Consider the following 24262-nt stretch of genomic DNA (forward strand, 5'->3'; position numbering starts at 1 on the left):
GCATGCGCAATCCGGGGACGGTTGTTCCGCATCCGTGTCCGTCCGGCACAGGGTGTCCCTAGGATGGACTTCGGCAGCCGGGCCGGAAATACCGGAACCCGGGAAAGGAGCGCCATGACGCACGCAATCGTCGCACGGCAGGCAGGCGGACCGGAAGTCCTCGACTACGCCGCGGTTGAGCCCCCCACTCCCGGCCCGGGGCAGCTGCTGTTCAAGGTGGGCGCGGCCGGCGTGAACTTCATCGATACCTACAAGCGCAGCGGCACCTACAAAGTGCAGTACCCCTTCACCCCCGGCTCCGAGGCCGCCGGCACGGTGGAGGCGGTGGGAGAGGGGGTGACCGGATTTGCCGTCGGCGACCGGATTGCCACGGCTGAAGGCATCAACTGCTACGCGGACTACGCGCTGGTGGACGAAGACGCCGCGCTGCCGGTACCAAGGGGCCTCGACGTCTTTACCGCCGCGGCGCTGCCCCTGCAGGGCATGACTGCCCACTACCTGATGAACTCCACCTTCAAGGTGGAACCTGGCCACAAGGTCCTGCTCCATGCCGGCGCCGGAGGCGTGGGACTGCTGCTGATCCAGCTCCTTAAGGCACGGGGCGCTGAGGTGTTCACCACGGTGTCCACGGACGAAAAGGAAGACTTGGCGCGCGGCGCCGGCGCGGACCACGTTCTCCGCTACGAAGGATTCGCGGAGCACGTCAGGGACATCACGGGCAGTACCGGCGTGGACGTGGTGTACGACGGCGTGGGCAAGGACACCTTCGACGGTTCCCTTGCCGCCTTGCGCATCAGGGGGATGCTGGTGTTGTTCGGTGCCGCATCGGGCCCCGTCCCGCCGGTCGACCCGCAGCGCCTGAATGCCGGCGGCTCCTTGTTCCTGACCCGCCCCACGATGGGCCACTACCTCCGGGATGCCACGGAACGGCGCTGGCGCTCCGACGAGGTGTTCGCAGCGGCTGCCGACGGCAGCCTGAAGGTGCGGGTCGGGGCCCGTTACCCCTTGTCGCAGGCAGCCCTCGCGCACCGCGACCTTGAGGGCAGGAAGACCACCGGCAAAGTCCTCCTGGTCCCGTAACCTCCGGCAACGTGAACGTCGGGCAAACGCCCGGGCCGCCGCAAACGGCGGTTTCGGGCGCGCCGGACACCTTTTGTTCATCTTCTCCCGGGAAAATGCACGGGTGACCCAGCAGCAGGTCCCCTTCGGGGATGACCATCCCGGTGCAGCGCCGGCCAGCACCGTCCACCAGGATCCTGCGGCCTCGGCAGCCGTGCCCCGGGCAGACGACAGCGGCAGTGGCCTTGCCCCGCACCGGCCCCAGATGCCGGGGGCCGCGGCTGCACCGGCCGCCCGGACGCTGATCGATATCCTGCAGGACACCGCGGCCCGCTTTCCCGACGCCTCGGCGCTGGACGACGGCCGTACCTCACTGAGCTACGCGCAGCTGCTGGACGCTGTCCGCGCCACCGGCCGCCGCCTGCACCAGGCCGGGTTCGGCGCCGGGGACAGGATTGGCATCCGGATCCCGTCCGGCACCAGCGAACTCTACGTCTCCATCCTCGCCGTCCTCCTGGTGGGAGCCGCTTATGTCCCCGTGGATGCCGACGATCCCGAGGAACGCGCACGACTGGTGTTCGGCGAGGCCAACGTGGCAGCCGTCCTGGGGCAGGGCGGTTCGATCAGGCCGGGCGCATCGATCGGGACGGGGCCGGCCGGGCAGGGGCGGAAAGGCCCGTTCAAAGGCGCACGGCCCCCGGAACCTGGCGACGACGCCTGGATCATCTTTACCTCCGGCTCCACCGGAACGCCCAAGGGCGTGGCGGTCCGGCACCGGTCTGCCGCTGCCTTCGTGGATGCGGAGGCAAGGATCTTCCTCCAGGACGAACCCCTCGGTCCGCAGGACCGGGTCCTGGCCGGACTGTCGGTCGCCTTCGACGCTTCCTGTGAAGAAATGTGGCTCGCTTGGCGGCACGGCGCCTGCCTGGTGCCCGCACCGCGCGCCCTGGTCCGGACCGGCATGGACCTCGGCCCCTGGCTGATCAACCACGGCATCACCGCCGTTTCGACCGTGCCCACCCTCGCTGCGCTCTGGCCGGCGGAATCGCTCGAGAACGTCCGGCTCCTCATTTTCGGCGGCGAGGCCTGCCCGCCCGAGCTCGCCGGCCGCCTGGCCATTGAAGGCCGCGAAGTCTGGAACACGTACGGTCCAACGGAAGCAACGGTGGTGGCCTGCGCGGCGCCCCTGGGTACACCCGGTCCCGTGCGGATCGGGTTGCCGCTGGACGGCTGGGACCTGGCCATCGTGGATGGGAACGCGGTACCGGTAGCCGAAGGCGAAGTTGGCGAACTCATCATCGGCGGCGTTGGCCTGGCCCGCTACCTCGATCCTGCCATGGACGCGGAGAAGTACGCGCCCATGCCCACCCTGGGGTGGGACCGGGCCTACCGGTCGGGCGACCTGGTGCGCTTCGAGCAGGCCGGCCTGGTCTTCCAGGGCCGGGCTGACGAACAGGTCAAGCTCGGCGGCCGCAGGATTGAGCTGGGCGAGATCGATGCCGCGCTCCAGTCCCTTCCCGGGGTGGCCGGCGGCGCAGCCGCAGTCCAAACCACGGCCGCCGGAAACCACGTCCTGGTGGGCTACCTGGCGCCGGCGGCCGGGGTGGACCTAGACCTTTCGGTTGCCCGGGAGCAGCTGACGGCAAGCCTGCCTGCGGCCCTGGTTCCCATGCTCACCGTGGTGGACTCCCTGCCGACCAAGACCAGCGGCAAGGTAAACCGGCACGAACTCCCATGGCCTCTGGCCGGGGCTGGCGCCGCGGAGGCAAACGCCGCCCCCCTGAACATCCCGGATGACGCCGCCTGGATCGTGGAGCAGTGGAGCAACGTGCTGGGCAGCCCGGTCAGCTCGCTGGACGCCGATTTCTTCGCGTACGGCGGCGGTTCACTCTCGGCCGCCCAGCTGGTCTCGGCCCTGCGGGTCCGCTACCCCACCATCACCGTGGCCGATATCTACGCGACGCCGCGGATCGGTGCGCTGGTGGAAGTGGCACGCCAGTCCCGTCCCGGCGGCCCGGCGGTCCCGGCACCGGAGCGCTCCGTGCGGCCCACTGCCAGGAAGTCCCAGGTTTTCCAGACCCTGATGGGTGTGCCGCTGCACATCCTGGTGGGCATGCGGTGGCTGACCTACGTCATGGCCCTGAACAACCTGTTGTCCGGGCTTGCCGGGTTCACTGCCGCTCCCACGGTCTCGTGGTGGTGGGTGGCGGTGTCCTGGCTGGTGTTCGTCAGCCCGGCGGGGCGGATGCTGTTGGCCATCGGCGCGGCCCGGTTCCTGCTGCGCGGGGTGGAACCGGGCATCTATCCGCGGTCCGGGCGCGTCCACCTGCGGTTGTGGCTCGCCGAACAGATCCAGGACCTCGCCGGCGCCGTCAGCCTCGCCAGTGCGCCATGGGTCCCGTATTACGCCCGGGCGCTGGGTGCAAAGATCGGCCGGGACGTCCAGCTGCATTCGCTGCCTCCTGTTACCGGGATGCTGACGCTGGGCAGCGGAGCCAACGTGGAACCGGAAGTGGACCTCTCCGGCTGGTGGATCGACGGCGACGATGTCCATATTGGAGCCATCCGGATTGGCCGCGGAGCCAGCGTGGGCGCACGCAGCACGCTGATGCCCGGCGCCTCGATCGGAGCCGGGGCGCAGGTGGAAGCCGGTTCCGCGGTGCTGGGGAAGGTCAAGGCAGGCCAGCTGGCGGCCGGGTCTCCGGCGCGCCGGCAGGGCAAGGCCAAACACAGCGTGCCGGATGCCGCAGCCCAAGGCAGGTTTGCCGCACGCGCCTGGTTCGCCGGCTTCGCGCTGGCGTCGGCTTGCCTTTCCGTCATCCCTTACGTGTCCGCCGCTGCCGCGCTGTGGGTCGCGTTCGCCTTCATCCAGGGCAGTACCTCTCTCACCGAAGCCCTCCCCCGGCTGGTGCCGGCCCTTGCCCCCGCGTCGCTGGTGTGGTTTGCCGTGAACGCCGTCCTGGTGCTGGCTGCCACGCGCCTGCTGTCCATCGGGATCGCGGAGGGCTACTACCGGATCCGCAGCCGGGTGGGATGGCAGATCTGGGCCACCGAGCGGGTGCTGGACCTGGCCAGGGACCTGCTGTTCCCGATCTACGCCAGCCTGTTCACCCCGGTGTGGCTTCGCCTGCTGGGCGCCAAGGTCGGGAAGAACGTCGAGGCCTCCACCGTGCTGCTGATACCGAAAATGACCACCGTGGGAGAGGGTGCCTTCCTGGCCGATGACACCATGGTGGCCTCTTACGAGCTCGACGGCGGCTGGTTGCGGGTGGCACCGGCCAAGATCGGCAAGCGGTCCTTCCTCGGCAATTCCGGCATGACCGCCGCCGGCCGGAACGTGCCCAAGAACTCGCTGGTGGCCGTCCTGTCCGCGACGCCGGCAAAAGCCAAGGCGGGCACCTCCTGGCTGGGAAGCCCGCCGGTCCGGCTGCGGCGGACCGCGATCGCCTCAGACGGTTCCCGCACTTTCCAGCCCCCGGCGCAGCTGAAGGTGGCCCGGACCCTGTGGGAGCTGGGCCGGTTTGTGCCGGTCATGCTCACGGTGGCCATCGCTGCCGGCACCATGCTGGCCTTCGACTGGATCGCTGCAGCCCTGGGCTATGGCGCCGCAGCCGTACTCACGGGCGTGGTCATGCTGCTGGCGGGCTTTGTGGCCGCAGCCGCGTCCGTCGTCGCCAAGTGGATCCTGGTGGGCCGGATCCGCCCCGGCGAGCACCCGCTCTGGAGCTCGTTCATCTGGCGCAACGAAGTAGTGGACAGCTTTATCGAGATGGTGTCCGCGCCATGGTTTGCGCGGGCTGCTTCCGGCACGCCGGCCCTGGTCTGGTGGCTGCGTGCGCTCGGCGCGAAGATCGGCAGCGGCACATGGTGTGAAAGCTACTGGCTGCCCGAAGCCGACCTGGTGACGCTTGGCCGCAACTCCACGGTGAATCGGGGCTGCGTGGTGCAGACGCACCTGTTCCATGACCGGGTGATGAGCATTGACGCTGTTACGCTCGAGGACGGGGCCACCATGGGCCCGCACGGGGTCATCCTTCCCCAGGCCAGGGTCGGCGCAGGCGGAACAGTGGGGCCGGCGTCCCTGGTGATGCGCGGCGAAGCAGTTCCCGCCGCGACGTACTGGATGGGCAACCCCGTCAGTCCCTGGAGCGGCCCCGGATCGCCGTCTGCCAACCGAAGGTCCCCATGAGTTCTTCAGCATCATCCGCGCGCGGCAGTGTCAACGAGGCCGGCGGCGCTGCCCCGGATCCTTACCTGCCCGGCGCCGGGACCAACGCCTTCCGGGTGGAGCGGTACGAACTGGACCTGGACTACCGGGTGGCCAGCAACCGGCTCAGCGGCAGGGCGGTGCTGCACGGCGTCACGTGCGTCCCGGCGTCGGCCATTGTGCTGGACCTTGCCGGGCTGCGCGCCACCAAAGTGCTGCTGGACGGCCGCAAGCCCCTTCGGTTCAGCCAGCGGGCAGGGCAACTTGTGGTTGCGGCGCAGAACCCTTTCGAGGCCCGGCAGCCGTTCACGCTGGAGGTGCGCTACGAAGGCAACCCGCGGCCACGTCGGGGCCTCTGGGGTGAGGTGGGCTGGGAGGAGCTCACGGACGGCGTCCTGGTGGCCGGGCAGCCCAACGGGGCGCCCTCCTGGTTCCCGTGCAACGACCACCTCGGGGACAAAGCCAGCTACCGGTTCACCGTGACCACCGATGCGAACTACCGCGTGGTGTGCAACGGCGTCCTGCAATCGCACACCGCCCGGTCCAGCCGGGAAACCTGGGTCTACGAACAGGCCGATCCCATGCCCGCCTACCTGGCCACCGTGCAGATTGGCAGGTATGCGCTGCTGGAACTGGACAGCGGTCGGCACGGCACCCCCGTACCGCAGACCGTGGCCGTCTCCCACGCCTTGGCGGACCGGGCACGGGCCGGCCTGGCGCTCCAGCCGGCCATGATGCGCACCTTCAGCAGCTGCTTTGGCCCCTACCCGTTTCCCGGGTACGTCGTGGTGGTCACCGAGGACGAACTGGAAATCCCGCTTGAGGCGCAGGCAATGTCCATCCTTGGCCCCAACCACCTGGGCCTGGACTGGGAGTCCCAGCGCCTGATCGCCCACGAACTCTCCCATCAATGGTTTGGCAATGCCCTGACGGCGGCCAGCTGGCAGGACATCTGGCTGCACGAGGGCTTTGCCTGCTACGCGGAATGGATCTGGTCCGAAGAAGCCGGCGTCATGGCCGTGGCGGACCGGGCCCGGGCTGCCTGGCGCCGGCTGGCCGCCGAGGAGCAGGACATCCTGGTGGGAGACCCCGGACCTGGGCGGATGTTCGATGACCGCGTCTACAAACGCGGAGCACTGGCTGTCCATGCCGTCCGGATGGCCGTCGGCGACCTTGCCTTCTTCGCCGTCCTGCAGGACTGGACCGCCAGCCACCGGCATGGCTCGGTGACCACACAGGACTTCATCATGGCCGTCAGCCGGGCAACAGCCGTGGATGCAGAATCCCTGCTGCACCCTTGGCTCTACGAGGAGCCGCTGCCGCCATTGCCGGCGTCCTGACCAGGGCAGGAAAGCGCGACGGCGGCGGCAAGGTGGGCGGGCAGCCCGGTTTCCGCGGGGCCAAGGTCGCTCAGTCCGGGACGTTCCAGGACGCCAAGGGAGGACGGCATCCTGCTGAGTCCCTCGCCGGTCATCTTCAGCCAGGCCTCTTTGCGGGCCCACAACCTTGCCCTGGCGGCCGGCAGGAGGTCCGCCGTGACGCCCCGGAGCGCAAGCCGTTCGGCAGGTGCCAGCGCCAGTCCGTCGAACCCGTCGAAACCGGTGCGGGCCGGATCCTCGATGTCCGTCCCGAGGCGGGTTCCGGGTGCGGCATCCGGCACGGCCGTGAGCAGGGTCCAGCCGCCGGCCCGGGACAGGCTGAGGGCCAGGGGCACGGGGGCACCCCGATAGGTGTACCCCGGCCTGCCGTGGCCCAGGTCCGGGCCCGTGCCGCAGCGCGGGCAGCCGTAGGCCGTGGCGAGGTCTGCGGCGGACACTGACAGCAGGCTGGCGGCGAAGTCCCGCTGGGCCAAACGCCCGGCCAGGAACGCCGTCCCGGCGGCAGCCGCCATGGCCTTGGCCCGCGCCAGTTCCACGCCGCCCAGGAGGCGTTCGGCGTCCTTCCGCACCGCGGCGGCCTCGCCGGGCAGCAGGAAGGGCGGGACTGCACGCATTTCACAGTGCGTCATGACCCGCCCTTCCGGAGGCTGCGAACAGGAACTAGCGCTGCACGGCTCCGAAGCGTTCCGCGGCCAGGGCCACGGCGCTTTCGCGCGCGGCCGAGGCTTCGTCCGCGGTCAAGGTGCGGTCGGCGGCCCGGAACCGGAGCCCGAAGGCCAGCGACTTCTTGCCGTCCTCAATGCCCTTGCCGGCGTAGACGTCGAACAGGGCGACGTCCTCCAGCAGCTCGCCGGCACCTTCACGCAGGGCGGCCAGGACCTCATCGGCCGGGACGTCGGCCGGGACCACGAGCGCCACGTCCTGGGTGGCCACGGGGAAGGTCGAGATGTGGCGGGCCACGATCACGTCCGGTGCGGCGTCGAAGAGGGCGTCGGCATTGAGTTCAAGTGCCACCGAACGGGCCGGCATGTCCGAGGCCGCCAGCAGCTTGGGGTGCAGTTCGCCCGCGTACCCCACGGTCTCTCCCGTCCGCAGTGCGAGCCGGGCGGTGCGGCCGGGATGGAACGCCTGGTGGCTGCCCTGCGTGACCACAAGGTCGACGCCGAGGACGTCGCCCGCAAGGCGGGCAACATCCAGCGCGTCAGCCCAGTCCCACGTCCGCGGAGTGTGGCCGGCAGCAGCCGGGGAATCGTGGCCGGTGAGGATGGCGGCCACATGGAACGGCTGGTCCGGGACGCCGTCGTAGAGGGCATCCAGCACCTCGTCGGCAGGCTTTTCCCCCAACGGCGGGATGGCGGCGGTACCCATGGCGTCGCCGGGAAGGAAGACCAGGCCGGACTCGAACAGGGCGAGGTCGCGGAAGCCGCGGGAATGGTTCCGCTTGGCCACCTCGATCAGGCCCGGAAGGATCGAGGTCCGCAGGTAGCCCTGCTCCTCGCTGATCGGGTTGGCGAGCTTGACGGCGCTCCGGGGGGTGGCTTCGTCGGCCGTGCCGAAGGTGTCGTTGGCCGCCTTGGACACGAACGGGTAGGACAGGACCTCGGTGAGTCCGGCGTCCGCCAGGGCCTGGATCAGGCGCCGGCGCTGCTGCTGGACCCGGGTGAGGCCGCGGCCGGGAGGGGCCACGGGCAACGTGGCAGGGATCTTGTCGTAGCCCACCAGCCGCGCGATTTCCTCTGTGAGGTCTTCCTTGGTTTCCAGGTCGCTGCGCCAGCTGGGCGGCGTCACGGTCCAGCCGGCGTCGTGCTTTACGACGACGGCACCCAGGTCCTCCAGCGAGGTGACAATCTGCGCTTCGGTGAAGTCGATCCCGATGCGGGCCGCGGCGAAGCCGGCCGGCAGCTCGATGGTGACGGTTTCGGGGGCGGTGCCGACGTCGGTCCCCGCCTCATCGGCGGATCCCCCGGCCAGTTCCACCAGGAGGTCCACCACGCGCTGCGCGGCGACGCCCGCAACCTGCCAGTCAACGCCGCGTTCGAAGCGCTTGGACGCCTCGGACGGCAGCTTGTGCCGGCGGCGGGAACGTCCGATGGACACGTCGTCGAAGTGTGCCGCCTCAACCAGGATGTTCGACGTCGAATCGCTCACCTCGGTGGCCGCGCCGCCCATGACGCCCGCGATGCCGATGGCGCCGGAGTCGTCGGTGATCAGGAGGTCCTCCGCGTCAAGGGTGCGCTCCTTGCCGTCCAGGGTGGTGATCTTCTCCCCTGCGGACGCGCGCCGCACCACGATGTCGCCGGACAGCTTGTCCAGGTCGTAGCAGTGCGTGGGCTGGCCCAGCTCAAGCATGACGTAGTTTGAAATGTCCACCGGCAGCGAGATGGAGCGGATGCCGGCCAGCCGCAGCCGGGATACCATCCACTGCGGGGTGGGCCGGGTGGCATCCACGCCGCGCACCGTGCGGGCCACGAAGCGGTCGCAGCCGGGCGTGCCGTAAATGGGGGCGTCGTCGTTGAGCTTGACGCCGTAGCCGCCGGACAGCTCGGCCGGGGCGTTGACCTTTGTGGCGGGATCCGTGAAGGCGGTGCCGGTGGCGTGCGCGTACTCGCGGGCCACGCCGCGGATGGAGAAGGCGTAGCCGCGGTCCGGGGTGACGTTGATTTCCGCAGCCTGGTCGTAGAGGCCCAGGAGCTCCATGGCGTCGGTGCCGATTTCCGGGTCCAGCCCGATGCGGGAGAGCACCAGGATGCCGTCGTGGTCATCGCCGATGCCCAGTTCGCGGACGGAGGCGATCATGCCGGCGGAGAGGTGGCCGTAGGTCTTGCGGGCGGAGATGTGGAAGTCGCCGGGCAGCACGGCGCCGGGCAGGGTGACCACCACTTTGTCGCCTTCCACGAAGTTGTGGGCGCCGCAGATGATGCCCTGCACGCCGGAGGGGTCGATGCCGTCTCCTGTCAGGGTCTGCTCCTGCCCTTCGGGCACGACGCGGACCTGGCACCAGTTGATGGTCTTGCCGTTGGTCTGCGGTTCCTTGACCAGGCTCAGGACCTGGCCCACCACCACGGGCCCGCGCAGGGCGTCGGTGGGGCGGTGGACCGCTTCCTCTTCGAAACCGACCTTGACCAGTTCGGCCATAACGTCTTCGGCCGTTGCATCGGCCGGTACGGCCGCGAATTCACGCAGCCAGGAAAGTGGGATACGCACTGTTAGATCTCCATCCCGAAGTGCTCGCTGAACCGTACATCGCCTTCGATCATGTCGCGCATGTCCCCCACCTCGTTGCGGAACATGAGGGTACGCTCGATGCCCATGCCGAAGGCAAAACCTGAATAGACGTCCGGGTCGATGCCGGCGGCGCGCAGGACGTTCGGATTGACCATGCCGCAGCCGCCCCACTCGATCCACGCCGGGCCCCCCTTGGCCCCGGGATGGAAGATGTCCAGTTCGGCGGACGGCTCCGTGAACGGGAAGTAGTTGGGGCGCAGCCGGATCTGGGCTTCATCGCCGAACATCTGCCGGGCGAAGTGCTCAAGGGTGCCGCGCAGGTCCGCCATGCTGAGGTTCCTGTCGATGGCAAGGCCCTCGAACTGGTGGAACACCGGGGTGTGGGTGGCATCGAGTTCGTCGGTGCGGAACACCTTGCCGGGGCACAGCACGTAGATGGGTACTTCGCGCTCGAGCATGGAGCGGACCTGTACCGGGGACGTGTGCGTGCGCATCAGCAGGTGGGCTTCGGGCGGCTCAACGAAGAAGGTGTCCTGCATTTCGCGGGCCGGGTGGTCCGGCTTGAAGTTCAGCGCATCGAAGTTGAACCACTCCGATTCGACCTCGGGGCCTTCGGCGATTTCCCAGCCCATGCCCACGAAGATGTCCGCCACGCGGTCCTGGAGGGTGGAGAGCGGGTGGCGGGCACCGGCACGGCGACGGCGCGGCGCGGCGGTGACGTCCACGGTTTCCTCAACCAGGATGCGGGCATCGTTCTCGGCTTCCAGGACGGCCGTGCGGTCGGCGAGCGCCTTGTTGACCCGGCCGCGGGAGGCGCCCATCAGCTTTCCGGCGAGCGCCTTCTGGTCCTTGGGCAACCGGCCGATCTCACGGTTGGCAAGGCTCAGCGGGGATTTCTCGCCGCTGTGGGCAAGCCGCACCGCCTTCAGCTCGTCAAGGGTGGCCGCACCGTCGATGGCGGTGATGGCCTGGTCTACAGCGGCGTTGATGGCGGCCTCATCCGTGGGGTTCGGAATGGCGGCGCCCGGCAAAGTTTCAGTCATCTACTGTTCTTAGCTACGAGTCGTGGCTGCCGGCGGGCGGGGCAGCCGTACGCGGTTTCCCGCTTGGCGCGTCCGTCGCTGGCAGGTCATGGATGAATGCGCTGAACGTCAGTTCATTCAATGACCAGGTCAGGGCTCGCCGGCAGGACCGGCGGCCACTGCCCTCCAGTCTAGTTGAACCCTCCGGCTACCATGGCCTCATGACTTTGCGGCAGCGCGCGGGTACCCAGGATGTCCCGACGACGGCCCAGCGGCTCAGGCGGGCAGCGAACCTCCTCAACGGGAGTACTGTCGCGGGCCTCGCCGTCGCCCTCGCCGCGGGGACCCGGCTAAGCCGCGGCCCGCGTGGCATGGTCCTGGCCGCCGGGTACCGTTGGCGGCTTCCGGCCGCCCGCGCCTTCACGGTGGGGAACGTGGTGCTGTACCGCGGTCCGGCCGCCGACCTGTTGTCCCGGCCTGCGTTGCTGGGCCATGAGGAGCGGCACTGCAGCCAGTACGCCTGGTGCCTCGGCCTGCCGTTCATTCCCTTCTACCTGGCCGCGGCCGGGTGGTCCGTGCTGCGGAGCGGAAATCCGGGAACAGCGAATATTTTCGAACGCAGGGCCGGCCTGGCCGCCGGCGGCTACCCGGTTCCGGCGGGGAGCGCGGTCCTGTGAACGCCGCGGAGCGGGCCTCCACAGATGCCGGCACTGTGACCGTCACCGGGAGCGGGTGGGCGGAGGCGGTCCCTGACCTGGTGACGGTGTCCGTGGCGGTGGAGTGCCGCGCGCCGTCCGTGGCGGACGCGTATGCGGCGGCCGGCCAGGGCCTTGCCGCCGTGGCCGCGGCCCTCCGGGGACACGGCGTTGCCCCTGCCGACCTGCGGACGGGCGGCCTGTCAGTGCGGGCAGACCTCGCGTGGCGGGACGGCGAAGGGCAGAAACTCGTGGGCTACGTTGCGGTCGGCAGCATTGCTGTCAGGCTGCGGGACGTCGGCAACGCACCGGCGGCCATCTCCGCCGTTGGGTCGGGCGGTGACGACGTCCGGCTGGAGAGCCTGCAGCTGGTCCTCTCCGATGACTCAGCCACCCGTGCACAGGCCAGGGAGGCTGCCTGGCAGGACGCACTCCGCGCAGCCGCCCAGTTCGCGTCGCTCGCCTCGGCCACACTGGGCCGGGTCTTGTCCGTGACCGACCTCCGGGCGGCTCCCGGCCCGGTACCGGCCGCCGGCCTGCAACGGGCCTCCGCCGTTGAGGGGCTGCCCCTTGAGTCCGGCCGGAACCGGGTGGAGGCAGGCGTGACGGTCACGTGGGAGCTGCTGCACTAGCCGGCGTTGGCTGGGAGAAGCCCTGAGGCAGCGCGCCGCCCTTGACTTCCGTTCGAACATGTCTTCGAATGGAGGCCATGAGATGGGAAGCACAGGCTTTGGTTCCGACCCCCGAAACTGCCAGTGGGGCTGCTCCGGCATTGCTGCCGCTGGCCGGCCTGGTCCGGTCCGTCACCACTCCCGAGTTCGCCGGCATCACGTTCCATGAGGTCACCGCAAAATCGGTGCTCAACAGGGTCCCGGCGGGGTCCAGGATGCCTTTCGAATGGACGGTGAACCCCTACCGTGGTTGCAGCCACGCCTGCGTGTACTGCTTTGCCAGGAAGTCCCACACGTATTTGGATTTCGACGCCGGCATGGACTTCGACAACCAGGTGGTGGTTAAGGTCAACGCGGCGGAAGTGCTGCGCAAGGAAGTGAACAAGGCGTCCTGGACGCGCCAGCAGGTGGCGCTTGGCACCAACACCGACCCCTATCAGCGGGCCGAGGGACGGTACCGCCTCATGCCGGGCATTATCTCCGCCCTGGCGGACTCCGGCACTCCCCTGTCCATCCTCACCAAGGGCACGTTGCTGGCGCGGGACATTCCCCTGTTGAAAAGTGCTGCCACGCAGGTGCCGGTAGGCCTGGGAATCTCGCTGGCCATGACCGATGAGGCCCTTTCGGAAGCCATCGAGCCCGGCACACCCGGGCCCAGGGCGCGGCTGAGGCTGGTGTCCCGGCTGCGCGAAGCCGGGCTCCCGTGTGGGGTGATGGCCATGCCCATCCTGCCGTGGCTTTCCGACAGTGACGAAGCCCTGGATGCTCTCTTCGGCTCCCTGGCGGCCGCGGGCGCAACGGGAGTCACCGCGGGTGCCCTGTACCTGAAGCCCGGGACCAGGGAGTGGTTCATGAAGTGGATCGCAGCCCACCACCCCGAACTGGCGGGACGCTACCGGCGGCTGTACGGGACGGGGTCCTACGCTTCCAAGGAGTACCGCACCTGGCTGGCCGCCAAGGTCCGGTACTTCAAGGCACGCCACGGTTTCTCGCATTCCTCCGGCTTCAGCCACCGGGACCTGGACGATCCCCGCGCCGAGGAAGCGCAGTACCCCGCCGGCAGCATCCCCGCCCCGGCTACAGAGGGCACCGCGGGGGTTCCCGCCCGGCCTTCGCAGCAGGACGCCCTCTTCTAGCAGGTCCTGTGGTGGCGGTCCCGTGTCAGAGGCCCTGGTTCAGCGGGCCTGGTTCAGAGTGCCTGGTTCAGAGTGCCTGGTTCAGCGGGGATGCCACCGAGTCCAGCAAAGCCCGGACGATCGGAAAATCAGCAGGGATCCACGGCAGGCCCAGGACCGCGTCCCGGTCCCGGAGGTCCAGCCACCGCAGTTCGTCATGGTCTTCAAGGGGCCGCGGCTCGCCGTCGCTGACCTCCGCGAACCAGACCCGCATGCTGGCCCGTTCGTTCAGCGGCCAGCCGCCGGGATCCTCCGCCGGCAGTTCGGGTCCCAGCCGGACACCGATTCCGAGTTCCTCTGACAGTTCCCGCACCAGCGCGGCCTCGGGCTCCTCGCCGGGTTCAACCTTGCCGCCCGGGAACTCCCACAGACCGGCCAGGTGCTCCGGCGCACTTCGCCTGGCGACCAGCAGGGCCGCCGGGTCCGCCAGCTCGTCCACGATGGCTCCGCCCACAACCTGAATCAGTCCAGTCATTCGGCCATTCTATGGTCCACAATGGAATGTCCCGGAACAGCATTCCGGCTCAGGGAATAGGTCCTGGCCGCCAAGGGTTTGCGACTCTGTCCGGACGTTCCTGCCCCACTGCCGTGGCATCCGGTCTTTTCCACCCATCTTTGAGAAGCAGGCACATGAGCAGCGTTCTTTCCCAGTCCACGGCAACACCCGCCAAAACCCCGAACCTTGGGATGGCCATTTTTGCGCTGGCCATGGGCGGGGTAGGCATCGGTGTGACCGAGTTCACCATGATGGGCCTGTTGAAGGAGGTGGAGCAGGGACTGGCGATCAGCACTCCCCAGGCCGGCTACCTGATCTCCGCCTACGCCCTGGGCGTCGTGGTCGGCGCCCCGCTGCTTGCCGTCGTCGGGGCCAAGCTACCCCGCAAATACCTGGCGCTCGGGCTCCTGCTTTTCTTTACGGTTGCCAACCTCAGTTCGTTCATCGCACCTGACTACGGGTCCATGCTCGTCTCGAGGTTCGCTGCGGGCCTGCCGCACGGGGCGTTCTTTGGCGTGGCCGCCGTGATAGCCGCCTCCCTGGTCCCGCCGACGCGGCGCGGCTGGGCCATCTCCATGGTGATGGCCGGCCTCAGCATCTCCAACGTCGTCGGAGTACCCTTTGCCACCTGGCTGGGCCAGGCCTTCGGCTGGCGGCTGCTGTTCGTCCTGGTGGGGTGCATCGGGCTGCTGGCACTGGTGCTCGTCTGGATCTTCGTGCCGTTCCAGAAGACGCACCCGGACGCGAGCATCCGGCGCGAACTCGGTGCGCTGAAACGGCTGCAGGTGTGGCTGGCGCTCCTGGTGGGGATTGTTGGCTTCGGCGGCTTCTTCGCAACCTATACCTACATCGCCCACACCATGACCAACGTGGCCGGAATCCCCTCCACGCTGATCCCGCTGGTGGTGGCCTTGTACGGACTGGGTATGGTGGCCGGGAACCTCATCGGCGGCAGGCTGGCCGACAAGTCGGTGATGGGCACCCTCTACCGCGTCCTGCCCGCGATTGCAGTTGCCCTGGTGCTCTACGCCGTGGCAGCACACTGGGCATGGAGCGCCCTGGTCATGGTGTTCGTGGTGGGGGCCGCCGGTTCCATGCTGGTCCCCGCCCTGCAAACCCGGCTGCTGGATGCTTCACCGGATGCGCCGTCCCTGGCCTCCTCGCTCAACCACGCCGCGCTCAACGTTGCCAACGCCCTGGGGGCCTTTCTCGGCGGCCTCGTCATTTCCCTCGGGTGGGGCTTCGTAGCCCCGGCGCTCGTGGGCGCCGTACTCGCCGTCCTCGGGTTCGGCGTCGCGCTGCTCAGTGGCGTGCTGGAGCGCAAGCGTCCGCTGGCAGCCTGATCCCGCCCGCGACCCACCATCGCCGCGGTACCGCCATGTACAGCCAGGGAGCTTCCTAGTCGCCGGTTCTTCGCTGCTGGACAGTGCAGGATCCCGCCGTGGCCCCACCCGGTCCATACCGTACCGGGACGCCCCTAACGATGCAGCAACGGCGCAGGTTCGGCTACTGACTTTGCGGGGCCCTTATGTTAGCTTGAGGCTCATCGGGACTATTTTTCCCGGTCACAATAAGGAGGAGACATGGGTTTTCTTGCTTGGATTATTTTGGGCCTGATTGTCGGGGCCATCGTTAAGGCCGTTATGCCCGGACGGGTCGGCGGCGGCTGGGTCACCAGCCTCATCCTCGGTGTTGTTGGTGCCATTGTTGGCGGCTGGATTGGCAGCCTCCTTTTCGCCAAGGGCGACATGGGCTTCTTCGACCTCGGCACGTGGATTCTCGCTATCGTCGGTGGCCTCATTGTCGCCGGCATCTACGGATTCGTCACCGGACGCGGAAAAGCCACCCGCGCGCCCTGACCACTCCGTCACCACATAACCACCGGGCCCCGGATATCCGGGGCCTTTCTTTTTGCCCGGCCGCTTCTTCCCCGGCCACTCCTTCGTCGGCGGCGCCCTCCTGGCTGGCCGCCGGCAACTTATTCCGGAACTGCCCCATCCCGGCGTTGGGACCTGGCGCTGGCGTAGAGGCAGACGGTGGCCGCAGTACCGAGGTTCAGGCTCTCCGCCGCCCCGTAGACGGGGACAGCCACCCGGTGGTCGGCCAGGGCAAGTTCTTCCTCCGACAACCCCTGCGCCTCGTTGCCGAAGAACCAGGCTGTGGGCCCGGCCAGATCGTACACGGAATCCGGGCCCTTTCCGGTGAGCCTGCGGCGGGCGCTCTCGTCCTGGAGGACATCCAGGTCCAACTGTCCGTAGCCGTCCGCAGCGAGGATGCCGATGCCGCGGGCCTTGCACGCAGCCGCGAGTTCTGCCGGGTCGGCAGCCAGGACAACGGGCAGGTGGAACAGGGAACCGGCCGTAGAGCGGACTGCCTTGGGATTGTAGATATCGACGCTGGACGCAGTGAACACCACGGCGTCGGCCCCGGCGGAATCGGCGGCGCGGAGCACTGTTCCGGCGTTACCGGGATCCCTGACCTGGCAGAGCACGGCTACCAGGCGTGGTCCGGCGTCGAGCACGTCCGCCAGGGAAACGTCCACGAAGCGGCAGACGGCCACGATTCCCTGCGGATTGACCGTGTCGGCCATGGCCGACAGGACCTCATCGGTGGCCAGCCGTGCCGTGGTCCCCTCGGCAAGCTCCTCGAACTCGGGAAAACGGTCCAGGCAGCTTTCACTTGCGTAGACGTCCGTGACGATGCCCGGGGCTCCGGCCGCAAGGCGCTGCTGGTGGAGCTTGAGTGCCTCGCGCACTGCCTGCGGCCCCTCAGCAAGGAACTGGCCACGCTTTAAACGGGCCGGGCGCCCTGCAAGCTTTGCCACGTCCCTGACCCGATCGGCTCGGGGGTTGGACAATGGAAAATCTTGCGGGCGCCCGGTGTCGTTCATACAAGAAACTGTAGTAGCTGCTGCCACCAGTTCTTGAACCGGCCCCTCAGGGAGGAGCACTGCGCGGCCTCTAGGCTGCGGCGACCTTCTTGGCGGAGGTGTCAGCCGGCAGGGAGTCCTTGGCCACCTGGACCAGTGCGGCAAATGCGTTGGCGTCCGAGACGGCGAGCTCGGCCAGCATGCGGCGGTCAACCTCGACCTCAGCGGCCTTCAGGCCCTGGATCAGTCGGTTGTAGGTGAGGCCGTTGGCGCGGGACGCAGCGTTGATGCGCTGGATCCACAGGCGGCGGAAGTCGCCCTTCTTCTTCTTGCGGTCACCGTAGCTGTACACAAACGAGTGCAGCAGCTGCTCTTTGGCCTTGCGGTACAGGCGCGAACGCTGTCCGCGGTAACCCTTTGCCCGCTCAAGGACAACCCGGCGCTTCTTGTGGGCGTTTACCGCCCTCTTCACACGTGCCACGTGCGTACTCCTTCGAAAATCTGATCCCAAGCATCTGTTGCCGGAAATCCGGCGGCCTGAGAAGGCTGTTTGGCAGAAGACGAACCGCCAGGGGGCGGCCCATCAATAAACTTGGAAACTAGATGCCGAGCATCTTCCGGATGACCTTGGCATCGCCCTTGAAGACGATCTTGTCGCCGGCGAGGCGGCGGGTCAGGCGGCTGGACTTGTGCTCCAGGTAGTGGCGGCGGTTGGCCTGCTGGCGGCGCAGCTTGCCGCTGCCGGTCAGCTTGAAGCGCTTCTTAGCACCACTGTGGGTCTTCATCTTCGGCATGGGAACCGATCTCCTTACGTGTCTGCGGGCCCTGGGGCCGGCAGTTCTATCGCGCAGCCGCCCCTGCGGGCAGCATGCTGGTTGCTGACTGCCGGAGGGCGGAACCTCCGGCAGCTGTGAACTAGTTGGTCTTCTTACCCGCCGGCTTGGGCACTGCCTTGGGGGCAGGGCGGGCAGCAGGCTTCGGTGCAGCAGGCCTGGCCACCGGCTTCGGCGGTGCAGGCACGGCGGCGGGCTTCGGCGCCGCTGCCGCCGGCTTGGCGGCGGTCGCGGGCTTCGGTGCTGCGGCAGCCTTCGGAGCCTCCTGCTTCGGAGCCTCCTGCTTGGGTGCAGCAGCCTTGGGCGCGGCGGCCTTAGGTGCTTCCTGCCGGGGAGCCGGGGCAGCCTTGGGAGCTTCCTCCTTGGCGGCTTCCTGCTCGGGAGCCGGTGCAGCAGGCGCCTCGGCAGCGGCAGTTTCCTCCGGAGCCGTCTCCGGTTCGGTGGAAACGGTGAAGCCTTCCGGCAGGAGGTCAGCCAGTGACTGGGTCATGGGCGCCTGGTCCGTGCCGGACGTGTCCACACGGCCGGAGGCTTTGGCTTCGTTCTGTGCCTTCGCCTCGGCGCGCTGGGTGGCGCGACGGGCTTCAGCCTTTGCCTCGGCCTTGTTCTTCAGCGGACCGACAACCATGACCATGTTCCGGCCATCGATGCGGGGGCTGGACTCCACCACGCCAACTTCGGCGACGTCGTCCGCGAAGCGCTGGAGCAGGCGGATGCCCATTTCGGGGCGCTGCTGCTCGCGGCCGCGGAACTGGATCATGGCCTTGACCTTGTCCCCGGCGCCGAGGAAGCGAAGGGCGTGGCCCCGCTTGGTCTCGTAGTCGTGGGTGTCGATCTTGAGGCGGAAGCGGATTTCCTTCAGAACGGTGTTCGTCTGGTTCTTCCGGGCCTCACGTGCCTTGACCGCGGCTTCGTACTTGTACTTGCCGAAATCCATCAGCTTGCACACCGGAGGCTTCGCCTGAGGTGCAACTTCAACGAGATCAAGGTCGGATTCGGCAGCCAGGCGCAGGGCATCCTCAATACGGACGATTCCTACCTGTTCACCTGCAGGTCCGACCAGCCGCACCTCGGGGACGCGGATACGCTCATTGATTCTTGGCTCGCTAATGTTAAAGCTCCTGTGTTTGTTGTTGTGTCCGGCAAATAGAGAAGGCCCCCAATTGCCGGAGCAATCGAAGGCCTCAAACAGGTTGGCGAAGCCGTCCCGAAAACGGGAAGCACGCGCACAGCTCCGGTTGTTACCGGTTCCATGCCCAACCAGGTACCCGGCAACCTTTCGTCCCCTGGCGGTTCGCAAGGAACCTGGGAAACAGCGGCTGACGCGGGTGGGAGAGAACTCCGCTTGCAAACTGGATGCCATTCTACAGAAAAAAATTCCCGCCAACGCCGCGAAGCGCTGCTGGGAACCCCATCGCTTGGAACGATCTCTGAAATAACGACATCCAGTCGGTCTGTGTCAAGCTTACCAGTATGAGCACCTCAGACAGTAATTCGTACGTTTTCGAGCCCGCTGACGCAGGCGCGGACGTTTCACAGCAGATCCGCGACATCTCGGAGGTCCCCGCCATCGAGGTCATCACCACGGCCGCCGTGCACCTCATGAGCGCCGCCGCCGTGAAGCTGGGCCTCGCCGCTGAAGACAACGCAGCCGAACTCAAGGACCTGGACGAAGCCCGGAAACTGATCACCGCCCTTGCCGGCCTGGTTACCGCGGCCGCCCCGGAAATCGGCTCCCAGCACGCCGGACCGTTGCGCGATGGCCTCCGCTCCCTCCAGCTCGCCTTCCGTGAGGAGTCCCTGATTCCCGATGCTCCGGGCAAGGGCCCGGGCGAAAAGTACACCGGGGCCGTGAACTAACGCCGGACTCCCCCACGCAGCGCCCGACGGCGGGACGACCATCCGAGGTCGTCCCGCCGTCGTCGTTTCCCCTGAACATGGCCCGCGGCTCATCCACGCGGGCGGGGAGCAACCGTTGGAAGCGGGTTCAGGCGGCGGCCCTGCGCCGGCGCAGCTGCAGGGCCAGCCCCACCAGGCACAGCAGCACACCCGCGCCCCCGACCGAGACGAAGCCGCCGGAGGGGCCCATCAGGTCGATGAAGATGCCGGCGAGCGGCGAACCGAGTGCAACCCCGGCGGTGAGGGCCGAGCCGTACCAGCCCATCGCCTCCCCGCGCCGCTCCTCCGGGACCAGGTCCGCCACCTTCTCGGAGGCCGCCGAGAGCACCGGGGCGCACAGCAAGCCGGGCAGGACGGAGACGAAAGCGAGCGTCCAGGTGTCGTGGGCGAGTGCCATGGGCAGCGTCAGGGCCGCCATGCCCAGCAGCAGGATGACGGGCGGGACGGGCCTGTGCATGGCGCCGTAGATGATGCCGCCCACCACTGAGGCGGCGCACCAGAAGACGAAGACGATGCCGATTTCGCTCTGGTGTCCACCGATCTCCAAGGCGGCAACAATGCCAACGTCGGTGCCGCTCAGGACCATGCCGGCGCCGGCGGCGACCGCGAAGAGGGCCGCCACTGTGGCGGTGAACCAGGAGAAGCCGCCCGCCGGCCTTCCCCTCGAGCCCTCCTGCGGTGCAGCGGCACCCGCGGGCGCCGCCAGTTCCGCGGCGGCTTCCTGGACATGGGCCGGGGCGGTGGAGACGACGGCGGCCTCCGCCGCGTGCTGCTCGTCAGCTTCGCGTCCCATTCCCGGGTCCGCACTGCGGGTGGGCGGGTTGAACCACATGAGGAACAGTCCGGCCAGCGACGTCGCTATGCCCACGACGGTCAAGCCTGCGGTGGTGAACCCGCTGGTGGCCACCACGGCGCCCGCGGCCGGGCCGATCATGAACACCATTTCGGTGGTGATGGCGTCCAGGGCAAAGGCCGTACGGCGCTGGTCGCCTTGGGCCAGGACGCCCAAGGACTGCCGGACGACGCTGAAGATGGGCAGTGTGAGCAGGCCGCCGACGAAGACGAGCGGCAGGAGCCACTGGTAGGACACATGGGGCACCACGGACCAGATGATGGTCTCCGAGATCACCGACGGAATAAGCGCCGTCCGCAGGCCCACGGTGTCAACGCGCCGGCCACGCCACGGGGCGCCAAGGGCAATGCCAATGGTCATCACCGCCGCGGCGGCGCCGGCCGCCGCGTAGCCCTGGCCCAGGGTCAGGACGATATGCAGGGTGAGCAGGACTCCGGCAGCCGAGTGCGGGATCCGGGCAACCATGCCCACCAGCAGCAGCCGCCGGATGGGCCGGACGGCGAGCAACTCCCGGTAGAGAGCGAAATTCACGAAGCGATCCTTAGGGTCCGCCCCGGCGCGGGCGGGGTTCACCCATCCGGCCGGCAGCTAGTCGGGAGCGCGCCTGAGCTTGATCTCCAGGGAATCGACGCGCTCCCCAAACAATACATTCCGGGACCACTCCGCCTGCAGGCCGGCCACCAGTTCCTGGACCCCGGCGGCGTCCAACCCGTCCTCAAGGTAGAGCACCACCTGGAGTTCGGGTCCGGCGCCGCCGCCGGGAACCACGGTGCCGTCGGCAGCAGTGGCGGACACTCCCCTGCCAGGCAGGAGTTCGATACCGCGCACCGCGGGAAACCCGGAGGAGGCGCGGCCAAGTTCACCCGCAAGCTCACCGTCCTCGTAGGAAGGGACCCAGTGGTGCTGCTTGGCCAGGGCCCAGACGGCCGGGCGGCGGACCACGAAGGTGAAGTCTGCCCCCGGGTCCAGGACCAGGAGTTCGGCACCCTCCGCGACGGCAGAGAGCGCGGCGCGGGCCGCGTACACGGCAACCGGCCGGGCCTCGGGGTGCCAGGCGGAGAGCGCGGCTGAAGAGGTGAATGCCGGGAGCGCCGTCCGGCCGTCGGCGGCCTTCAGCGTGACCAGGGCCATGTCCGCCTGCTTGTCGGCGTGCAGCCCGTGGTCCGTCTCCGCTTCCTCAGCAAGCTGCGCCACGATGGGGATGAAGACCCGGGCCGTTGCCAGCGCCGCCACCACCCCGGCCTCGCTGCCGCTCCCCTGCCGGAGCGCCGCAACAGCGGTGAGGTAGCCGGCGTCGGCCGTGCCGTCGTCGTCTTCGAAGTTGTGGATCTTGCCGTCTGCGCCGGCTAGGCTGCGCCCGGCCCATGGCCGGCCCGCGGAGTCCGCCGGCCCGCCGGCCCCGGCAAGGGCTGCGGCGATATGTCCTGGCAGATGGCGGGCTGGGGGATGTCCCGGTTCCTGGGCGCTGGGCATTGGCTGGACCTTCCGGGCGCCTAGCGCCGGCCGGCGACGTCGAGGGCTTCGGGCAGCGTGAAGGCCCCGGCGTACAGGGCCTTGCCCACGATGGCGCCTTCCACGCCCAGCGGCACCAGCGAGCGGAGGACCTTGAGGTCATCGAGGCTGGAGATGCCGCCGGAGGCGACCACGGGTTTGCCGGTCTTCTCCACCATCTGGCGCAGGAGTTCAACGTTGGGTCCCTGCAGGGTGCCGTCCTTGGTCACGTCGGTCACCACATAGCGGGAGCACCCGGCCTCCTCGAGGCGGCCCAGCACGTCCCAGAGGTCTCCGCCTTCCTTGGTCCAGCCCCGGCCGGCCAGGGTGGTGCCCCGGACGTCAAGGCCGACGGCGATCTTGTCGCCGAAGCGTTCGATGGCCCGCGCGGTCCACTCCGGATTCTCCAGCGCAGCGGTGCCCAGGTTGACCCGGGCCACGCCCAGGTCCAGGGCCGCTTCGAGGGTCTCGTCGTCGCGCAGGCCGCCGGAAAGCTCCACCTTGATGTCCAGGCGGCCCACCACGTCGCGGAGCAGGTCCGCGTTGGAGCCGCGCCCGAACGCCGCATCCAGGTCCACCAGGTGCACCCACTCGGCGCCCTGCTGCTGCCAGTTCAGTGCCGCGTCCAAGGGCGTGCCGTAGCTGGTTTCGCTGCCGGCTTCCCCCTGGACCAGCCGGACGGCCTGCCCGTTGACGACATCGACGGCAGGCAGCAGTTCAAGGACCGGCAGGTCATGTGCGGTGGTCATACTCATCCTCAGTGTTGGTTCTTCGGGACAGGGGCTGGGGCGCCGACGCCGGCATGGTCGCCGGCGGCCGGCGGGGTCAGCTGGCGGGCAGCGTGAGCAAATAGGCGGCCAGCAGCGACATGGCGGCCAGGACGTAGAACGACACCTGCGTCCAGAGCGGCTTGTGCTGCTGACGGAACGAGATGCCGCCGCCAATCAGGATGCCGGCGAGGCCCATCAGGAGTACGGACCACATCTAGGCGCCACTGCCGGCTTCGGCCGGGGAGGTGCCATGGCCGGCCTCGCCGGTGGCAGGCTTGCGGAGGCCTTCCACCCAGTTGCGCAGGAGCCGGGCGCCGGCGTCGCCGGACTTTTCGGGGTGGAACTGCGTCGCGCAGAGCGGCCCGTTCTCCACGGCGGCAATGAAGGGGCCGCCGTGCTCGGACCAGGTGACCAGCGGTGGCGCCATCCGCGGCTGGATCACCTCAAAGTTCCACTCCTGCACGCCGTAGGAATGCACGAAGTAGAACCGTTCATTTTCGACGCCGGCGAACAGCTTGGATCCCTCGGGCACCTTGACGGTGTTCCAGCCCATGTGCGGGACAACTTCGGCGCGCAATGCCTCCACCTTGCCAGGCCATTCACCGATGCCCTCGGCTTCCGTGCCATGTTCCACGCCAGCCTCGAAGAGGACCTGCAAACCCACGCAGATGCCCAGCACGGGGCGTCCTCCTGCGACGCGCCTGCCGATGAGGCGGATGCCGTCCACGGCCTTGAGTTCGCGCATCACGGTCTCGAATGCGCCGACGCCGGGCACCACCAGGCCGTCGGCGTTGAGCACATCGTCCGGTTTGGCGCTGAGGATCACTTCCGCACCGGCGCGCTCCAGGGCGCGCACGGCGGAGCGGACGTTCCCGGACCCGTAGTCGAGCACCGTCACCGTCGGCTTGCCCTCGGGCGACGGGAGCTTCTGTGAGGCGGTGGGATCGATGATCGCTCCGTCCTTGAGGACCTGCCCACTCACAGCGCACCCTTGGTGGAGGGGATGCCTTCAACCCGGGGATCGGGTTCGACGGCGGCGCGGAGCGCGCGGGCGAAGGCCTTGAACTGCGCCTCCACGATGTGGTGCGGGTCCCGGCCGGCCAGGACGTTCATGTGCAGGCAGATGCCGGCGTGCAGCGTGATGGCCTCAAAGACGTGGCGGGTCAGGGAGCCGGTGAAGTGGCCGCCTATCAAGTGGTACTCCTGGCCAGCGGGCTCGCCGCCGTGGACCAGGTAGGGACGGCCGGAGACGTCCACCACCGCGTTGGCGAGGGCTTCGTCCAGCGGCACGGTGGCCTCGCCGAACCTGCGGATCCCGGCTTTGTTTCCCAACGCGGTCCGCAGGACCTCGCCGAACGTGATGGCGACATCCTCCACGGTGTGGTGGACGTCGATATGGGTGTCGCCGGTGGCTTTGACGGTCATGTCGATCAGCGAGTGCTTGCACAGGGCGGTCAGCATGTGGTCGTAGAACGGCACCGAGGTGTCGATGTTGGACACACCCGTACCGTCGAGGTTGATCTCCACGAGGACGGAGGACTCGCTGGTGGCGCGCTCCATGCGGGCGGTCCGGGCCGCAGCAGTATTCGAACCGGTTGAACTCATGGTGAAGGATCCT

23 protein-coding genes are annotated in these 24262 nt (G+C 68.5%); 9 read left to right on the forward strand and 14 right to left on the reverse strand.

Annotated features, from left to right (window positions below):
* Positions 1-114: 114 nt before the first annotated feature.
* The 3 genes from C563_RS0118670 (at position 115) to C563_RS0118680 (ending at position 6606) form a co-directional block, all read left to right on the forward strand.
* Positions 115-1080: a quinone oxidoreductase family protein gene (locus C563_RS0118670; RefSeq protein WP_018763597.1), complete on the forward strand. Its 966-nt coding sequence runs from the start codon at positions 115-117 to the stop codon at positions 1078-1080.
* Positions 1081-1324: 244 nt separating this feature from the next.
* On the forward strand, positions 1325-5248 hold the full coding sequence (locus C563_RS0118675) for a Pls/PosA family non-ribosomal peptide synthetase (RefSeq protein ID WP_026265100.1): 3924 nt from the start codon (positions 1325-1327) through the stop codon (positions 5246-5248).
* Entirely contained in the window at positions 5245-6606 is a 1362-nt protein-coding gene (locus C563_RS0118680; protein WP_018763599.1) for a M1 family metallopeptidase, read from the forward strand. The genes C563_RS0118675 and C563_RS0118680 overlap by 4 nt, the downstream gene beginning before the upstream one ends.
* Here the strand turns inward: C563_RS0118680 and C563_RS0118685 are convergent.
* Genes C563_RS0118685 through pheS form a run of 3 tightly spaced genes read right to left on the reverse strand, consistent with a single transcriptional unit; the run spans position 6570 to position 10913 of the window.
* Positions 6570-7274 (reverse strand): 4'-phosphopantetheinyl transferase family protein, encoded by a 705-nt coding sequence (locus C563_RS0118685; protein WP_155845221.1) that lies wholly within the window; start codon positions 7272-7274, stop codon positions 6570-6572. The two genes, C563_RS0118680 and C563_RS0118685, sit on opposite strands and share 37 nt — an antisense overlap.
* Positions 7275-7305: 31 nt before the next feature.
* Positions 7306-9849, reverse strand: a complete 2544-nt coding sequence (gene pheT / locus C563_RS0118690; protein WP_018763601.1) for a phenylalanine--tRNA ligase subunit beta — start codon at positions 9847-9849, stop codon at positions 7306-7308.
* Between the two features lie 2 nt (positions 9850-9851).
* Entirely contained in the window at positions 9852-10913 is a 1062-nt protein-coding gene (gene pheS, locus C563_RS0118695; protein WP_018763602.1) for a phenylalanine--tRNA ligase subunit alpha, read from the reverse strand.
* Positions 10914-11113: 200 nt separating this feature from the next.
* Here pheS and C563_RS0118700 point away from each other — a divergent pair, with 200 nt between their 5' ends.
* The 3 genes from C563_RS0118700 (at position 11114) to C563_RS0118710 (ending at position 13394) form a co-directional block, all read left to right on the forward strand.
* Positions 11114-11569 (forward strand): hypothetical protein, encoded by a 456-nt coding sequence (locus C563_RS0118700; RefSeq protein WP_051083587.1) that lies wholly within the window; start codon positions 11114-11116, stop codon positions 11567-11569.
* Positions 11566-12219 carry an SIMPL domain-containing protein gene (locus C563_RS0118705; RefSeq protein WP_018763604.1) on the forward strand — a complete coding sequence of 218 codons (654 nt, stop codon included), beginning with the start codon at positions 11566-11568 and terminating at the stop codon, positions 12217-12219. Before C563_RS0118700 ends, C563_RS0118705 begins: the two co-directional genes overlap by 4 nt.
* 77 nt (positions 12220-12296) lie before the next feature.
* Positions 12297-13394 carry an Rv2578c family radical SAM protein gene (locus tag C563_RS0118710; protein ID WP_043424442.1) on the forward strand — a complete coding sequence of 366 codons (1098 nt, stop codon included), beginning with the start codon at positions 12297-12299 and terminating at the stop codon, positions 13392-13394.
* Positions 13395-13461: 67 nt separating this feature from the next.
* Here the strand turns inward: C563_RS0118710 and C563_RS0118715 are convergent, their stop codons facing one another.
* Positions 13462-13908 (reverse strand): (deoxy)nucleoside triphosphate pyrophosphohydrolase, encoded by a 447-nt coding sequence (locus C563_RS0118715; protein WP_018763606.1) that lies wholly within the window; start codon positions 13906-13908, stop codon positions 13462-13464.
* A gap of 155 nt (positions 13909-14063) precedes the next feature.
* Between C563_RS0118715 and C563_RS0118720 the strand changes: the two genes are divergently transcribed.
* Positions 14064-15272: an MFS transporter gene (locus tag C563_RS0118720; protein ID WP_018763607.1), complete on the forward strand. Its 1209-nt coding sequence runs from the start codon at positions 14064-14066 to the stop codon at positions 15270-15272.
* Positions 15273-15512: 240 nt separating this feature from the next.
* Positions 15513-15788, forward strand: a complete 276-nt coding sequence (locus C563_RS0118725; protein WP_018763608.1) for a GlsB/YeaQ/YmgE family stress response membrane protein — start codon at positions 15513-15515, stop codon at positions 15786-15788.
* 119 nt (positions 15789-15907) lie between these two features.
* Here the strand turns inward: C563_RS0118725 and C563_RS0118730 are convergent, their stop codons facing one another.
* The 4 genes from C563_RS0118730 to infC all read right to left on the reverse strand — a co-directional run bounded on the left by C563_RS0118730 (position 15908) and on the right by infC (position 18823).
* On the reverse strand, positions 15908-16819 hold the full coding sequence (locus C563_RS0118730; protein ID WP_026265103.1) for a TrmH family RNA methyltransferase: 912 nt from the start codon (positions 16817-16819) through the stop codon (positions 15908-15910).
* Between the two features lie 70 nt (positions 16820-16889).
* Positions 16890-17279 carry a 50S ribosomal protein L20 gene (gene rplT / locus C563_RS0118735; protein ID WP_018763610.1) on the reverse strand — a complete coding sequence of 130 codons (390 nt, stop codon included), beginning with the start codon at positions 17277-17279 and terminating at the stop codon, positions 16890-16892.
* A 118-nt stretch (positions 17280-17397) separates the two neighbouring features.
* Entirely contained in the window at positions 17398-17592 is a 195-nt protein-coding gene (gene rpmI / locus C563_RS0118740; RefSeq protein ID WP_009358635.1) for a 50S ribosomal protein L35, read from the reverse strand.
* A 121-nt stretch (positions 17593-17713) separates the two neighbouring features.
* Complete coding sequence (gene infC / locus C563_RS0118745; protein ID WP_255414774.1) at positions 17714-18823, reverse strand: translation initiation factor IF-3; 1110 nt, start codon at positions 18821-18823, stop codon at positions 17714-17716.
* A gap of 281 nt (positions 18824-19104) precedes the next feature.
* On the opposite strand from infC, the gene C563_RS0118750 reads away from it, so the two are divergent.
* Positions 19105-19491 (forward strand): DUF1844 domain-containing protein, encoded by a 387-nt coding sequence (locus C563_RS0118750; RefSeq protein ID WP_018763612.1) that lies wholly within the window; start codon positions 19105-19107, stop codon positions 19489-19491.
* Between the two features lie 127 nt (positions 19492-19618).
* Here the strand turns inward: C563_RS0118750 and C563_RS0118755 are convergent, their stop codons facing one another.
* The 6 genes from C563_RS0118755 to hisB all read right to left on the reverse strand — a co-directional run bounded on the left by C563_RS0118755 (position 19619) and on the right by hisB (position 24249).
* Positions 19619-20914, reverse strand: coding sequence for an MFS transporter (locus tag C563_RS0118755; protein WP_018763613.1), 1296 nt, complete (start codon positions 20912-20914; stop codon positions 19619-19621).
* Positions 20915-20971: 57 nt separating this feature from the next.
* Entirely contained in the window at positions 20972-21856 is an 885-nt protein-coding gene (locus C563_RS0118760) for an SseB family protein (RefSeq protein WP_018763614.1), read from the reverse strand.
* Between the two features lie 20 nt (positions 21857-21876).
* Positions 21877-22623, reverse strand: coding sequence for a bifunctional 1-(5-phosphoribosyl)-5-((5-phosphoribosylamino)methylideneamino)imidazole-4-carboxamide isomerase/phosphoribosylanthranilate isomerase PriA (gene priA, locus C563_RS0118765; RefSeq protein WP_018763615.1), 747 nt, complete (start codon positions 22621-22623; stop codon positions 21877-21879).
* A 76-nt stretch (positions 22624-22699) separates the two neighbouring features.
* Positions 22700-22858 carry a hypothetical protein gene (locus C563_RS22675; RefSeq protein WP_018763616.1) on the reverse strand — a complete coding sequence of 53 codons (159 nt, stop codon included), beginning with the start codon at positions 22856-22858 and terminating at the stop codon, positions 22700-22702.
* Positions 22859-23626 (reverse strand): imidazole glycerol phosphate synthase subunit HisH, encoded by a 768-nt coding sequence (gene hisH / locus C563_RS0118775; protein ID WP_018763617.1) that lies wholly within the window; start codon positions 23624-23626, stop codon positions 22859-22861.
* A complete protein-coding gene (hisB, locus tag C563_RS0118780) occupies positions 23623-24249 on the reverse strand; it encodes an imidazoleglycerol-phosphate dehydratase HisB (protein WP_018763618.1) in 627 nt (208 codons plus the stop codon). Before hisB ends, hisH begins: the two co-directional genes overlap by 4 nt.
* Positions 24250-24262 lie beyond the last annotated feature (13 nt).

The organism is Arthrobacter sp. 135MFCol5.1 (assembly GCF_000374865.1).
In the GTDB taxonomy this organism is placed as follows: domain Bacteria; phylum Actinomycetota; class Actinomycetes; order Actinomycetales; family Micrococcaceae; genus Arthrobacter.

Excerpts from the sequence above, each read along its gene's own strand:
- C563_RS0118670 (WP_018763597.1), top strand. The coding sequence starts at position 115 with ATGACGCACGCAATCGTCGCACGGCAGGCAGGCGGACCGGAAGTCCTC.
- C563_RS0118675 (WP_026265100.1), top strand. The coding sequence starts at position 1,325 with ATGCCGGGGGCCGCGGCTGCACCGGCCGCCCGGACGCTGATCGATATC.
- C563_RS0118680 (WP_018763599.1), top strand. The coding sequence starts at position 5,245 with ATGAGTTCTTCAGCATCATCCGCGCGCGGCAGTGTCAACGAGGCCGGC.
- C563_RS0118685 (WP_155845221.1), bottom strand. The coding sequence starts at position 7,274 with ATGACGCACTGTGAAATGCGTGCAGTCCCGCCCTTCCTGCTGCCCGGC.
- pheS (WP_018763602.1), bottom strand. The coding sequence starts at position 10,913 with ATGACTGAAACTTTGCCGGGCGCCGCCATTCCGAACCCCACGGATGAG.
- C563_RS0118700 (WP_051083587.1), top strand. The coding sequence starts at position 11,114 with ATGACTTTGCGGCAGCGCGCGGGTACCCAGGATGTCCCGACGACGGCC.
- C563_RS0118710 (WP_043424442.1), top strand. The coding sequence starts at position 12,297 with ATGAGATGGGAAGCACAGGCTTTGGTTCCGACCCCCGAAACTGCCAGT.
- C563_RS0118715 (WP_018763606.1), bottom strand. The coding sequence starts at position 13,908 with ATGACTGGACTGATTCAGGTTGTGGGCGGAGCCATCGTGGACGAGCTG.
- C563_RS0118720 (WP_018763607.1), top strand. The coding sequence starts at position 14,064 with ATGAGCAGCGTTCTTTCCCAGTCCACGGCAACACCCGCCAAAACCCCG.
- C563_RS0118725 (WP_018763608.1), top strand. The coding sequence starts at position 15,513 with ATGGGTTTTCTTGCTTGGATTATTTTGGGCCTGATTGTCGGGGCCATC.
- C563_RS0118730 (WP_026265103.1), bottom strand. The coding sequence starts at position 16,819 with ATGAACGACACCGGGCGCCCGCAAGATTTTCCATTGTCCAACCCCCGA.
- rpmI (WP_009358635.1), bottom strand. The coding sequence starts at position 17,592 with ATGCCGAAGATGAAGACCCACAGTGGTGCTAAGAAGCGCTTCAAGCTG.
- C563_RS0118750 (WP_018763612.1), top strand. The coding sequence starts at position 19,105 with ATGAGCACCTCAGACAGTAATTCGTACGTTTTCGAGCCCGCTGACGCA.
- C563_RS0118760 (WP_018763614.1), bottom strand. The coding sequence starts at position 21,856 with ATGCCCAGCGCCCAGGAACCGGGACATCCCCCAGCCCGCCATCTGCCA.
- priA (WP_018763615.1), bottom strand. The coding sequence starts at position 22,623 with ATGACCACCGCACATGACCTGCCGGTCCTTGAACTGCTGCCTGCCGTC.
- C563_RS22675 (WP_018763616.1), bottom strand. The coding sequence starts at position 22,858 with ATGTGGTCCGTACTCCTGATGGGCCTCGCCGGCATCCTGATTGGCGGC.
- hisB (WP_018763618.1), bottom strand. The coding sequence starts at position 24,249 with ATGAGTTCAACCGGTTCGAATACTGCTGCGGCCCGGACCGCCCGCATG.